This is a genomic window from Kitasatospora sp. NPDC057936, from assembly GCF_042887525.1.
Classification (GTDB): domain Bacteria; phylum Actinomycetota; class Actinomycetes; order Streptomycetales; family Streptomycetaceae; genus Kitasatospora.
Map to the genome: position 1 here is coordinate 1 of NZ_JBHVPD010000033.1, position 13,500 is coordinate 13,500.

11 protein-coding genes are annotated in these 13,500 nt (G+C 70.7%); 3 read left to right on the forward strand and 8 right to left on the reverse strand.

The genetic code is table 11. From position 1 onward, the window contains the following. Positions 1-105: 105 nt before the first annotated feature. The 6 genes from ACFVU9_RS18960 to ACFVU9_RS18985 all read right to left on the reverse strand — a co-directional run bounded on the left by ACFVU9_RS18960 (position 106) and on the right by ACFVU9_RS18985 (position 5,834). On the reverse strand, positions 106-1,686 hold the full coding sequence (locus ACFVU9_RS18960; RefSeq protein ID WP_387594523.1) for a CocE/NonD family hydrolase: 1,581 nt from the start codon (positions 1,684-1,686) through the stop codon (positions 106-108). A 108-nt stretch (positions 1,687-1,794) separates the two neighbouring features. After that, a complete protein-coding gene (locus ACFVU9_RS18965) occupies positions 1,795-2,325 on the reverse strand; it encodes a GNAT family N-acetyltransferase (protein ID WP_387594525.1) in 531 nt (176 codons plus the stop codon). A gap of 262 nt (positions 2,326-2,587) precedes the next feature. Then, complete coding sequence (locus ACFVU9_RS18970; protein ID WP_387594527.1) at positions 2,588-3,175, reverse strand: hypothetical protein; 588 nt, start codon at positions 3,173-3,175, stop codon at positions 2,588-2,590. Positions 3,176-3,227: 52 nt separating this feature from the next. Then, positions 3,228-3,980, reverse strand: coding sequence for a DUF998 domain-containing protein (locus ACFVU9_RS18975; RefSeq protein ID WP_387594529.1), 753 nt, complete (start codon positions 3,978-3,980; stop codon positions 3,228-3,230). After that, positions 3,967-4,722, reverse strand: coding sequence for a trypsin-like serine peptidase (locus ACFVU9_RS18980; protein ID WP_387594531.1), 756 nt, complete (start codon positions 4,720-4,722; stop codon positions 3,967-3,969). Before ACFVU9_RS18980 ends, ACFVU9_RS18975 begins: the two co-directional genes overlap by 14 nt. A gap of 77 nt (positions 4,723-4,799) precedes the next feature. After that, entirely contained in the window at positions 4,800-5,834 is a 1,035-nt protein-coding gene (locus ACFVU9_RS18985) for a hypothetical protein (protein ID WP_380502051.1), read from the reverse strand. Positions 5,835-6,282: 448 nt separating this feature from the next. Between ACFVU9_RS18985 and ACFVU9_RS18990 the strand changes: the two genes are divergently transcribed. Continuing rightward, positions 6,283-7,800, forward strand: coding sequence for a peptide MFS transporter (locus ACFVU9_RS18990; RefSeq protein ID WP_387594533.1), 1,518 nt, complete (start codon positions 6,283-6,285; stop codon positions 7,798-7,800). A gap of 77 nt (positions 7,801-7,877) precedes the next feature. On the opposite strand, the gene ACFVU9_RS18995 is transcribed toward ACFVU9_RS18990, so the two are convergent. Further along, positions 7,878-10,046 (reverse strand): tetratricopeptide repeat protein, encoded by a 2,169-nt coding sequence (locus tag ACFVU9_RS18995; protein WP_387594535.1) that lies wholly within the window; start codon positions 10,044-10,046, stop codon positions 7,878-7,880. Between the two features lie 699 nt (positions 10,047-10,745). Here ACFVU9_RS18995 and ACFVU9_RS19000 point away from each other — a divergent pair. After that, the gene (locus ACFVU9_RS19000; RefSeq protein WP_387594537.1) at positions 10,746-11,912 is read left to right on the forward strand and encodes a sensor histidine kinase; all 1,167 of its coding nucleotides are present in this window, start codon (positions 10,746-10,748) and stop codon (positions 11,910-11,912) included. A 132-nt stretch (positions 11,913-12,044) separates the two neighbouring features. Then, complete coding sequence (locus tag ACFVU9_RS19005) at positions 12,045-12,710, forward strand: response regulator (protein WP_380444873.1); 666 nt, start codon at positions 12,045-12,047, stop codon at positions 12,708-12,710. 18 nt (positions 12,711-12,728) lie between these two features. On the opposite strand, the gene ACFVU9_RS19010 is transcribed toward ACFVU9_RS19005, so the two are convergent. Next, on the reverse strand, positions 12,729-13,340 hold the full coding sequence (locus tag ACFVU9_RS19010; protein ID WP_387594539.1) for a signal peptidase I: 612 nt from the start codon (positions 13,338-13,340) through the stop codon (positions 12,729-12,731). Positions 13,341-13,500: the final 160 nt, after the last annotated feature.

Below are 13,500 nucleotides of genomic sequence, written 5' to 3' on the forward strand. Positions count from 1 at the left end.
CGGTCCCACTCGTCCTTGCTCAGATCTCCCCGCCCCATGACCAGTACAACGAGCCGATCATGCGACGGTCACAAGATCCGCCGTACAGAACCTAGTGCCGTGGCCCTAGCGGACCGGGACGGAGACGTCCGCCGGGCCGAAGGTCACCGTGCTGCCCTCGGGCGTCTCGCCGCCGTACAGGTCGTCCCGGGTGCCGAGCACGAGCGCGAGGCGGTGGCCGGCCGGGACGTCGTAGGCGGTGGGGAACAGCGTGACGTCGAGCGGGAAGGCCTGCCCGGCCGGGCGTCCGGCCCAGCTCTGCGGGGCGTGCGCGACGAGGCGGCCGACACCGAGCGCGTCCACGTCGTACAGGTACGCGACGGCCGTGCCCTGCGGCGCCGAGCTGGTGACGGTGGTGTGCACGCGGACCGCGCCGCGCACCCGCAGGCCCTGCCCGTACGGCTCCGACTGGCGGACGGCGGCCGCCGAGCGGTCCAGGAACGGCACGACGACGGTCGGCGGCTGGTGCAGCCACTGGTCGATCATGCCGGAGAGCAGGACGACGCCGCCGCTCGCGCCCGAGGACTCGTCGCCGCGCACGGTGGCGCTGCCGTCGAGGCTCAGCCGCTCGGTGCGGGAGCTGACGGAACTCCAGTCCGGGTACGCCTCGTGCGCGCCGCCCGGGCGCACCTCCAGGTCCACGCCCTGGGGCCCCTGCGAGCCCGCTGCGCCCATCAGATAGTGGTCGAGCCAGCCTCGGGCGTTGTCCCAGGTGGCGTTGGAGAAGCCGAGCAGACCGGTGAACTCCTGGCTCGCGTGGTCGCCCGGGCGCAGTTCGAGGCGCTTGGGGACGGTCAGCCGCTGGTAGAAGTCGGCCATCTGGCCGGGGTTGAAGAAGCTGTCGTTCCAGCCGTTGGCGAGGTAGATCGCGGCGCCGTTGGCGTTGATGCGGTCCAGGTAGGTGGCCGGGGAGCGGACGCCCGCCCACTTGATCACGTCGGGCAGGTCGTGGTCGCCGAACAGGTCGTCCAGGGCGGTCGCGAACTCCGGGCTCTTGCGGCCGGTCAGGTGCTCGATGTTCTCCAGGCGGGTGGCGGCGGCGGTGTGCCGGGTCTGCCCGCTGTAGAGCGCGTCGGTCAGGTCGGCCCAGCCGCTCAGCGAGGCGACGGCCTTGATCCGCGGGTCGAACGCGGCGCCGAGGAGGGTGAGTCCGCCGCCGAGGGAGAGCCCGATCATGCCGACCCGGCCGGGGTCGGCGGAGGTGTTGGCGAGGGCCCAGTCGATCACCGTCGAGATGTCGGCGACGTCCTTGGGCCCGGCGACGTCCACCTGCCCGCCCGATCCCCAGAACCCGCGCACGGTGTACGTCACGACGACGTACCCGGCGGCGGCGAACTTGTGCCCCTGGGCGACGTACTCCAGGTCGTTCTGCCCCCAGCTCGCCGGCTGCACCACGACCGGGTACCGCCCCTGCGCGTCCGCCCCCGGTGTCCCGGCCGGCGGGGTGAACACGTCGGCCTTCAGCACGACCCCGTCCGAGGCGGTGATGCTCGCCAGCCGGAACCCGCCGAGCGCCGACGCGGACGCGGCGGACGCGGGCGCCGCGACGGCGGCCGGCGCCACCGCGGCCCCCGCCCCCAGCCCGAGCGCCACGACGAGCGCGACGCTCACCGCCCGGTGTCCGCCACTGCGGTGGGGTCGTGCCATCACGCTGTTCTCCCTACTGCTCACAACATCCGATCGCAGGGAGCCTAACGATCTGACGCCGCCTCAGACGAGACGATGATCAGCCAAACTACTGGCCGGTAACCCATCTCACCGCGGCACACCACCACGCCGGACCCACTTCAGAAGCGTCTCCGGTTCACCGTGGTCGAGGTCGACCTCGGTACCCGCGAAGAGGAACCCGGCACGTCGGGCCACCGCCTCACTGGCCGCGTTCCCCTCGCCCGTCCAGATGACGACCTGATCCGCCCCGGCGTCCAGGGCCCAGTCACTCAGCGCACGGACGGCCGCCGTCGCAGCCCCCCGGCCCCGGCCGTCCGGAAGGAGGGCGTAGAAGACCTCCGGATGCTCGCGCGTGACGATGATGCCCGCCGTGCCCACGGACTGGCCGTCGAGGCGGACGGCATAGCGGCGGCTGACGCCGTCGCGGCTGCGGGCGTGCCCGAGCTCGATGCGTTCGCGGGCCTGCTGTTCGGTCATGTCGGCCCGGTAGAAGGTCCAGCGGACCACGTCGGGCACGCGGGACAGCTGCTGCTCCAACGGCCAGTCGGCGAGCTGCAGTTCCAGGAGCTCGATGCCGTCGGCCCGAAGGGCGGTGGGCGGGAGGGGGTTCAGCGGCATGGCGTGGTCAGCCGTTCGGTCGGGGGTCGGTGTCGACGGCGATTCTCGCAAGGGCGCGCGGGACGTCGAGGAAGAGCGGCGCGTTCAGCCAGGCGAGGTGCCAGAAGGAGATGTCCATCCTGTGACACCCCCACCCGCGACCAGTGAGCAGCAATCAGTAAGGAACCACCATGACATCAGGCTTGACCACCCCGACGGTCGGCACCGCCAGCGGGACGCCCCACCCCCGTCAACTACTGGCCGGCAACCTCTGTCGAGGCCGTCATGCCGTTACGCCCAGTGCGGCGGAGGCCTGGACGAGGGGAGCCGTCTTCATGTCCTCGGGCATGCCCGCGCCCTGGACGGACATGACGGTGACGACCCGGTACCGGCCGGGATCCGTGGCCACGTCCTTGAAGCTCGTACCGGGGCACGCCCGGTCGATGGTCAGGTGCTCCTCGTAGGGCTCCTCTCCGACGCGATAACCCAAGGCGACGGTGGCAGTGGGACCGTCGCCGCGGTGGGGCGCCTGCGTCGCGACGATCTTCCCGTCCTTGAGGAGGAGAGCGGTCGGTGGGACTCCGATGAACGGCAGCGTCAACATCTCCGCGGGGTCCTTGGCCGTGATCCGGTAGGTGACGGCGATCCCGGTGCCATCGAGTTCGGCGCGGGGGAGGGTGAGGTACACGTGGTCGCCGGCGAGGGACTCCGCACGCGGCGGGGCGATCGTGGTCCCGCAGGCCAGGGTCCGTTGCCGACGCTCGTCCGGTGGCGCTGTCGGGACCGAGCCATCGAGTGTCGCGACGGGGGCGCTGCTCGCGCAGTAGGCGGCGAGGATCAGCAGGGGAGTCAGGTACAGGGCTTTCTTCAAGGTCGTTCCTTGGGTTCCAGTGATTCATGCCCAGGCCGGGCCGGTGTCCATGTCAGCGAGAGGCGGGTTCGACCGCCTGACGCCTGATGCTCCAGGCCAGGCTGATGAGCCATGCGGCCACGATTGCCACGTGCGCACGCTGGACGAGCCCGTGCAGACTGCTCTCGTACGCCGACAGCGCGATGTCGACGAGCAGCAGGCAGCAGCTCAGAACGCCCAGGAACGACTCCCTGGGGAGGCCCCGACGAAAGCGGTACGTGGTGGGCGCGAGGCGGTGCGCAATCCACATGGCCGCGAGGAGGGCGGCCTCCACCAAGGTGCTCAGGGCAACGTGTGTCAGGGCTTGCGAGGGCAGGAGGCCGTTGAAGCCCAAGGTTTCACACCCCTCCTCCAAGGAAGGGGAGCACTCCATGGGGGACAGGACCGCGCACACACTCGTCATGACACCGGCGCCGAGGAGCGTCAGCCAGAGGAAGGTCCGTGCCCAGCAGGCCTGTTGGGCGGAGGAAAACAGTCTGGCGATGCAGCCGTACGCGATGAGCGCACCCGCTGCGGCGTCGCACGCGGCGAACAGGGATCGGGTCGGCTGGCCTTCTGCGGCGAGTTCCGAGATGAAGGAGCGGCCAGGAGGAAGACCCGTGACCACGAGGTTTTCGAGCGGCCACGCGCTGTAGAGCACCGCACCGGCGATCAGGAGGGCCGTCGCGCCGTCCCACTGCCGCAGGCCCAGCGCCGGACGGGCAGATCCGCGGCGCGGCCCGACGGCATGGAGGGTCGGGTTGGCGGAAGGTTCACTGCCGGCCATGGGTCGCCTCGACGTAGAGTTCCGTGAGCGCCTCGCCGAAGACCGGACTGTAGGTTATCCAGTCCACCGGCCCTCCCCCGCCCTTCCCCCCGGTCACTCCTATGACCTCGCCGGTCATGCCGTCGAAATTCGACAGCCACGGCCCTCCGGAGACCCCGCTGGCGTAGCCGTCGCAGCTCATGCGCAGGTACCGGCCTCCAGGGAGCGTGCCCGTGCCCGCAGTGCACCTGACGGGCAAGTCGGCCGGATTCTTCCGGCGCCAGGGGTATCCGATGACGGTGACAGGGCCGTCGTGATGCCACGAGCCCCTCCGCAGGGAGTTGGCTCCCGTCACCGAAGCGATCGGGGTACCTGCCGAGTTCGGCCTCAGCCGCACGAACATGAAGTCGAACTCCTCACCCTCCGGGGTGCGGGAGAAACGCGGATCGGTCCAGGTCCTCTCCACATCCCAAATACCAAAAGGCTGCCCGGAACTCCCCTCGGCCCCGTCATATCCCGGAATGAACCGCGTTTTGCCGGCCTGAACGCCACAATGGGCGGCAGTGATGACGATGTCACCCCCAGGACTCTCGATCACAGCACCCGTGCAATTGTGCTCCTTGATATCCCTGCCGCCATCGACGAACACCCCCACGCTGGATATCCCGCCAAATCGTTTGGCAACCTTGATCGGCTCATGGGTCGCCAGGGCGGACATCCCAAGGAGAACGAATATTGATGTGACGACCGAGGCAGCGACCACGGCGACATGCCTGGGGCCGGAAGTTCCCGCCCCAGGCATCAGAAATCACGTCCCACGAATAGATCCAGAGATCTCTATCAGGGGCGGGGCTTCGACAGCTTCACTTCCCGACCCAGGCCCTTGCTCGAAGTGTCCTGGAACAGGGAAAGTCCGCCGTTGGGCCACCGGAGGAGGAGATCGTCCCGCAGATTCGTCGGCTTCCCCTCGGCCTGATGGTAGTTACCGATCGCCATCAGGCCGCCTTCCCATTCGTGGTCCCCGGCCGGCCGAATGAACGACTCGGAGTGGAGGCCCTTTTCGACGGAATAGTCGTAGACGCTCACCCGACCGTCGCTCCAGCGAACCATCAGGTCGCTCATGCTCTTGTCGCCGGTTCCGTCGAGGTGCCCGGCGGCGACGGTCCTGGTCGCCCTCCACTTCTTGTCGGGCGCCCGAAGCTGACCCTGCTCGCCGAATCCCGCAGCGGTCAGCCCGTAACGGGTGACCTCACCGTCCGTCCAGAGGACCACGAGATCGTCCAGACCCCCGTCCTTGTGGAACTTCCCGGAGGTGATGCTGACGACGTTGTTGTGCCAGACCCCCTCCTCACCCGCGGGCGGGGCGATCTGGATCTCCTCCTTCAGCTTGTGACCGGTGGAGACGTTCTTGAACAGCGAAGCGGCTCCGCCCCGCCAGCGCACGAACAGGTCATTGCTGCCGGAGCCGGTGAAATTGCCCGCAGTGATGGAGACGGCATCCTTCCAGCGCCCCTCCGAGCCGGGCTCCGCCAGCTTGTGGACCTTCGAGAAATTCCCGTCGGATTCGTTCTGGTAGAGCAGGACCTGGCCGTCCTTCAAGCAGGCGACGATGTCATCGGTGCGCCTTTCCTGCTGCTTGTCCGAGTAGAAGAAACCCGATGTGACCTTCCCGGCCTTGCCCCAGTCCGCCTCACCCACCGGATCCTTCGCCCCGTTGAGGCCCGCCGATCCGGCGCCACAGGTCTGCTGGTCAATCGGGGCCTCCCCCAGGCCGTCGGAGGACTTGCTCCCGACAGCATGCGCCGTCCCCGCCACTCCGAGCATCGCCGCAGCAGCCGCTGCCGCCGCAAATGAAATACGTCGAATCATCGCCATGAAAGTTCTCCCCCAATGGGAACTGACGGTCGGGATCCATATTCCGACTGATCCCGATTGCTTCGGCCGACTCTATGCAGAGCAACCTCGGGGCGTCCACAAACCAAATAGGGCGAGTGGGCATCCAAAGTTCATTGACCGATTACCGATGGCGTACAGGTCTCGACCCGTCCCCAACCAGCCACCCGAAGCCGTGCAGGCGACCCGCCGGTAGTCGACGTTGGTGCACGGGTGGGCCCCTGGTGCACATCGAAAGGGCATCGGGCGGGGACGATCGGCGACTGTCGCGGCCCGCGCGTGGCGGCCTAGAAATGAGGGGCCTGTGGGCGATCCGGGCCCTCCGGGACGAGACGCCCAGGCGGCCGGACTCCGTGCCGGCTCCCGATCCGTCGCAGGGGTGCAACGCCCCCACGCGCGACCAGTGAGCAGCAATCAGTAAGGAACCACCATGGCACCAAGCCTGACCAACGAGACGGTCGGCACCGCCAGCGGGACGTCCCCGTCCCGTCAACCCCGTGGCCTGGCCACCCTGTTCATGACCGAGATGTGGGAGCGGTCCTCCTACTACGGCATGCGCGCCCTCCTCGTCGTCTACCTCATCTCGGGCGGGCCGGACTCCGCGGCGGGCAGCCAGGGCGGTGGCCTCGCCATGAAGATGGCGACCGCGACGGCCGTCTACTCGGTGTACGTCGGGATGGTCTACCTCATGGCCATGCCCGGCGGCTGGCTCGGCGACCGGATCTGGGGCGCTCGGAAGACCGTCACCGTCGCCGGCGTCGTGATCATGTCGGGCCACTTCCTGCTCGCCCTCCCCGGGCAGGGGATGTTCTTCTCCGGGCTCGCGCTCGTCGCCGTCGGCTCGGGCATGCTGAAGGCCAACATCTCCACGATGGTGGGGCACCTGTACGACGGACCGGCGGACCCGCGCCGGGACAGCGGCTTCACGCTGTTCTACGTCGGCATCAACCTCGGCGCCTTCGTCGCGCCCTTCGTCATCGGCACCGTGGGCCAGGAGTTCAACTGGCACCTGGGCTTCGCCCTGGCCGGCGTGGGCATGGCCCTGGGGCTGCTCCAGTTCCTGCTCGGCACCCGGCACCTGAGTGCGAAGAGCGACGTCGTACCGAACCCGCTGAGCCCCCAGGAGCGCTCCAAGCTCCTCGCCACGGCGGCAGCCGTCGCGGGTGTCGTCGCGCTCTTCTACACGGGCGTGGTCATGGCCGGCGCGTTCACCCTGGAGTGGGCGCTCCTCCCGCTCTCCCTGGCCGGTCTGCTGATCCCGGTCGGCGTGCTGGTCCGGATCAAGCGCGACAAGGAACTCTCGGACACCGAGCAGTCCCGGATGAACGGCTACATCTGGTTCTTCGTCGCCGCCGCCGTGTTCTGGATGATCTACGACCAGGGCGGCTCCACGCTGGCCACCTTCGCGGAGGGCAAGTCCGCGAACACGCTGCTGGGCTTCGACTTCCCGTCGACCTGGTTCCAGTCCCTCAACCCGCTGTTCGTCATGGCCCTGGCCCCGGTCTTCGCCGCGCTGTGGCTCGGGCTGGCACGCCGGGACCGCGAACCGAGCACCGTCGTGAAGTTCGGCCTGGCCCTCGTCCTGGTCGGCGCCTCGTTCCTCGTCTTCGCCGTGCCGCTGGCCGTGGCCGGCCCGGACGAGAAGGTGAGCCCGATGTGGCTCGTCGCGATCTACCTGGTCCAGACGGTCGCCGAGCTGTGCCTGTCCCCCGTGGGCCTTTCCCTGACCACGAAGATGGCGCCGGCGAAGTACGGCTCGCAGATGATGGGCGTGTGGTTCCTCGCGGTCACCGCCGGTGACTGCGTGGCCGGTCTGCTCTCGATGACCGGTGTGAACCTCAACGGCACTCCGGCCATCGTCGGTCAGGCGGCGCTGGCCGTCCTCGCCGGCGTCGCGATCCACCTGGGCCGCCGGACCGTCCGGTCCCTGATGGGCGACGTGCGCTGATCTGCCGGGCGCGAAACGGCTGCGGTCCCAAACCCGAACCCCGGGTGTGGGACCGCAGCCGTTCTGTGTCCGGCAGGTCAGCCTTGGTCGTCCGGCACGGACTCCGGCGCGGCCTCCGGCCGGGCGACGAGGACGGGACCGCGGGTGAGGGCGTCGAGGCGGGCGCGGATCCGCTCGGCGTCCGGGATCCCGAGCCGGTCCGCGACGCCGAGGGCGCTGCGCAGCCAGATCTCGCCCTCGGCCTCCGAGCCCTCCTCGCACAGGCCGATCCCGGCGCCCTCCAACGCGAGCATCTCCTGGTACGGGAGCGGCAGTTCGCAGGCGAGGTCGCGGGCCTGCGCGTAGTGGGTGTGCGGGTTCGACCAGCCCGTCTCCGCGAGCAGCCGGCCCAGCAGGTTGAGCGTCTGCGCCTCCGCGCCCGGGTCCTGGAGGTCCCGGCACAGGCTCAGGGCGCGCCACAGGCTCTGGAGCGCCGGCTCGTAGGCGCCGGTGGACCGCTGGGCGTCGCCGAGCACGGCGAGCGCACGGGCCTCGCCGGGCCGGACGCCCAGCTCGTGGTAGCCGGCCACCACCCCGGACAGCCATTCGACCGCGACCCCGGACCGACCGGCCGCGTGGTCCAGCCGCGCCAGCCCGAGGAGCGCGTCCAGCTCGGCCCGCCGGCGGCCCCCGTCGCGGTGCAGCTCCAGCGCGGTCGTGAACTCCCGTGTGGCCAGGTCGCTTTCGCCGAGCGCGAGATGGGCGTCCCCGAGCAGCAGCAGGGTGTCCGCCCGTCCCTCGTCGTGGCCCAGGACCCGGTGGATCTCCAGCGCCTCCCCGTGGCTCCCCAGGGCCGCCGCGTACTGCCCCATCAGCTGCTGCATCCGTCCGAGTGCCGACAGGGCGTCGGCCTGCCCCAGCCGGTCGCCGATCGCGGCATAGAGGTTCACGGCCTCCCAGTGCCGGGCGGCGGCGGCCTGGTACTGCCCGGTGAGCTCGCCGACGACGCCCAGGCCGAGGCTGGCGTCGGCCCGGCCGGGGCGGCTGTTCAGGAACTCGGACAGCTCCAGCGCCGGCTGGAGGTTCTGGGTGGCCTGCGTGTGGTTCCCCAATGTCCGCTGCGCACGGGCGAGTCCGACCATCGCGGCGATCTGGCCGTGGCGGTCCCAGTCGGCGAGGTGGAGGTGCAGCGCGGCCTGGTGGGTCTCCACCGCGCTCTCGTACCGGCCCTGCGCCTCCTGGACCAGGCCGAGCCCCGAGAGCGCGTACGCCTCGCCGGTGCGGTCGGCCAGGCCCCGGTACAGCTCCAGTGCCTGGGAGTACCGCTCCTCGGCCGCCGCCTGCTCGCCCGTCAGCCCGTCCAGCTCGGCCAGGTTGAGGAGCGTCTCGGCCCGGCCCGGCCGATCGCCGAGGAGGACGGCGCTGTCGAGCGCGAGGTGGTGCAGGACGCGGGCCTCCTGCCAGTGACCACGGCCACGCAGGTAGGCGTGCAGCGCGGCCGGCAGGTGGACGGCGTGGGCGTGGCGGCCGTGCCGGATGGCGAACTCCACGGCGGCCTGCAGGTTGGCGCACTCGCCCTGCATCCAGGCGATCGCCCGCTCCGGGGTGGACAGGTCCGGGGCGCGGTCCGCGCCCGGCGCGAGCCGTCCGGCCGCGAGGAGGGGGCGGCGGGCCAACTGGCGGTCGGCCGCCGTCGCGCAGGCGAGGTAGTGGTCCAGGAACCGGTTGATGGCCGCCGCACGGGTGTTGGGGCCGTCACCGAACGCCAGCACGCGGGCTGGTTCGTGCAGCACCCCGGGCAGTCGGTAGCGTCCGTGGGCCGATTTCTCGACGAGGTGGCGTCCGACCAGGCCGTCCAGCAGGGCCTCGACCGTGGCCGGATCACTGTCGACGAGGGCGGAGGCGGCGAGGACGTCGAAGTCCGGACCGGGAACCAGCCCGATCCTCCTGAGCAGGCGCTGCTGCGGAAGCGCCAGGTCGCGGTACGCCAGGTGGAACGCGGCGGCCACGACGGCGGGGACGGTAGCGGGCACGGCGGGTGTGCCCGTCGACTGCCGTGCCGTGGCGTCCAGTTCGGCGCTGAGGCTGCCGAGCGACCAGAGCGGCCGGTCCCGGAAACGGGCCGCCGTCAGCCGGATGGCGAGCGGGTGGTACCCGCAGCGGGCCACCACCTCGGTCACCGCCGGGTCCTCCTCGGCGAGCCCGGTCCGGGCGGCCTCGGCGACGAAGAGCCGGGCGGACTCCCGGGCTGCCGGGGTGTCCGGCACACCGGGGAGTCCGGGGAGTCCGGGGAGTCCGGGGAGTGCCACCGCCTCCGGGCCGCGATCGGGTGATGTCCTTGCCCGGCTGTCGGGTCGGGACCTGGGCGGGCGTCCGGACGCGAGGGTCACGGCGGCCCGGACAAGGCCGGTGCTGCGGGTGCGAAGTCGGCGGATGCTCATGGCGCTTTCTCTGCGGAGTGGTCGTGCCGGATCGGCGGAGGCGGACGGAGGTCAGCGGGGCCGACCGACGGAGAGAGAGCCTCCGCTCTCCTTCGCGCCAGGGGTAGGCAGGTCGGTCGCCTCGGCGGACCGGAGGCCGGCCAGGATCCGACGGAGGACCGCCTCATGGGCGGTCCATTCCGCGGGAATGTCCTCGGGCAGGACGGGAATTGCGGGCACGGGGATTCCTGTCTTCGGAAGGGTGATCTCTCGGGCGCCAATGATCATGCCTGTGCCCATCCGTCCCGGCCACGGCCGAAGGTGGTCGGAAACGCATCCGGAGTTGTGAAATGCATTGCCATTCGTGCATGGCGAATCCGACGTCGCCATGAAATACTTCCCCGCTCCGACCGCACCCTGCCGATGATCGAATTCCGCCCACCGAGACGCCGCAGCGGTCGGGAGTCCGCAGCGATCAAGCACGAAAACGTCTAGAATCATCATCTTTCGCCCGAATCAGCCGCATTCGATCAAGGACCGCCCCCCGTGACGCCCTCCATCGCTCCGGACGCCTTCGAGCGCTGGTACACCGCCTTCACGAAGCCGGCCGGCCGGTCCCGGTGGACGCGCGCCGACCTGCTGATCGTGGGCCTGGTGGGCATCGGGTCGGTGAACAACGCCCTCAAGCCGACCACCGGCCTGCTGTGCGACGTCGTGCCCAGCCTCGTGGTCGCCCTTGTGGTGACGGCAGGCTTCCTGTGGCGTCGGCAGGCCCCCCTGGCGGTCACGGTACTGACCCTCACGGGTCTCGTCCTGGACGGTGCCCGCACGCCGGTGTTCCTCGCACTGTTCAGCCTCGCCAGGTTCCAGCCGCGGCACCGCGCGGCGGTCATCACAGCCGCCGGCGTGCTGTCCGTCCCGTTGAAGGCGCTGCTCCCCGGCCGCCCCGGGGAGTCGTTGACGAACGACCTCCTCACCGCGGCCTTCTACGCCTTCTTCCCGGTCGTCTGCGGGTTGGGCGCACGGGCCTACGAGCACAGCATCGTCGCCCTGCGCGAGGAGCGCGAGCGCCGGGTGGCCCAGACCAGGGCGGAGGAACGCGTCCGGCTCGCCCGCGAGATGCACGACGTCCTCGGGCACCGCATCGCGATCATCGCCATGCACGCCGGAGCCCTCGAATTCGTCCCCGGCGTCAAGCCGGAGAGCCGGCAGGTGGCGCGTGCCATCGGCGACACCGCCCGGGCCGGCCTGCGGGACCTGCGCCAGGTGCTGGGCGCGCTGCGCGACGGCGACGACTCGGTGATCGCGGGCCACTGCCTCTCCGACCTGGAGAAGCTGGTGGCCGAGGCCCGCTCGTCCGGCCTGCCCGTCACCCTCGCCACGAACGTCTTCGGCCCCGTCCCGCCCGAGATCGCGCTGACGGCGTACCGCACCGTCCAGGAATCGCTCACCAACATCGTCAAGCACGCCCCGGAGGCGAGGACCGAGGTGCGGGTCTCCACGGCGGAGGGCAGGCTCGAAACCATGGTGCGCAACGACCCGTCGCCGGTCCCCGCCCGGCGGATCGCGGTGGCGGGTGACGGCTTCGGGATGATCGGGCTGCGGGAACGCCTCTCGCTGCTCGGCGGGGACTTCCACGCCGGGCCGACCGACGGGGGCGGCTGGCGGGTCGTGACGTCCGTCCCGCTCGACGACCCGGCCGCAAGCCCGTGACTCCGGTGAGTCCCGTGAGTCCCCACTTTCGGCGGGCGCACCATTCACTTTCGTGAACGTCCGCCGTGCGACCCTCGGAAATCTTGATCCGGAGCCCCTGACGAAACGGGGACGAACCCAGAGGAGACGGCAGTGATCCGCGTGCTTGTGACGGACGACGAGCCGCTCGTCCGGTTCGGACTGCGCGCGCTGCTGGACGCCACCGATGACATCACCGTCGTCGGCGAGGCCGCCGACGGGGCCACGGCCCTCGCGCAGGCCCGGGCCCTGGCCCCCGACCTTGTGCTGACCGACCTCCGGATGCCCGGCATGGACGGGATCACCGCCACCAAGCAGCTGCTGGCCCTGCCGAATCCGCCGATCGTCCTGGTCCTGACCACCTTCGACACCGAGGAGGGCGTCACCGAGGCCCTCCAGGCCGGTGCCGCCGGCTACCTCCTCAAGGACGCCCCGCCCGAGCAACTGGTCGGCGCGATCCGGCTGGTGGCGAGCGGCGGCACGGTCCTGGCCTCGGCCTCGGCGGCCCACCTCGTGAACGCCTCCCGCGACCGCTCCGACCAGGCGGTCCGAGTCCCCCCGGACCAGCGGCGCCGCCTGGAGAAGCTCAGCGAACAGCAACGCGAACTGCTGCGCCTGGTCGGCGGCGGCCTGTCCAACGCGCAGATCGCCCAGCGGATGTACCTCGCCGAGGGCACCGTCAAGGCGTACGTCTCGCGGCTGCTCACCGCGCTCGCCGTCGAGAACCGGACCCAGGCCGCCATCCTGGCGCACAACGCGGGGCTCCTCGACGGGGAGTAGAGCGGGGAGCAGCGCGCCTCAGGGCGCCGCGACGGCGTCCCCGGACCGCCGGGAACCGGTCCAGCAGCCCCGCAGCAGCAGGACGTACAGCGCCACGGCGACGGCCAACGGCCCCCAGTCCCCGTCCTCGGCCCAGGTCCAGGCCTTGCCGGCCCACGGGACCGCGACCGTGACGATGCCCGTGAACTCCTCGGCCCTGACGAGCAAGGGGTCCGGATCGGGGTTGGCATCGCCCTTGGTTCGGTAGGCGGCGCCACCCTCCAGACGCTCGACGGCACGGTGGGTCGTCGGGCGGCCGTCGTGCAGGGGGTCCTTGAACGAGATCACCGCTCCGCCGCCGACCTCGTCGAGGTCCGCGGACCGCGTGACGACCACATCGCCCCTGCTCAACGCGGGCCTCATGGAGTCGGAGACCACCACGGACGGACTCCAGCCCCACACCAGCGCCGCCAGGGGCATCAGCACCAGGCTCGTGACCAGCGTGACGACCGCACGGCTGAACGCGACACTTACGACCGCCCACCAGCTCTCGGTCTCCTCATTGGCCTGCTCCTGCTCCGCGTCGCGCTCCTGGGCCTCCGGCTCATGAGCGCTCCCCGTCCCCTCCTCCGGCTTCGATTCGCCGTTCACCCCGTACGCCTTCCTGTTCTTCCGTCGGTTTCACCCTGCCTCGGGGGGGGGGCGCCGGTGCCGGCCGGGCGGCGCCCCGCGGGGGGGGGGGGGGGGGTCATAACAGCGGCGGAGCCAGCCCCCCGGGCGAAAAAAAAAACCGGAGTTAAGGCCGCAGGGC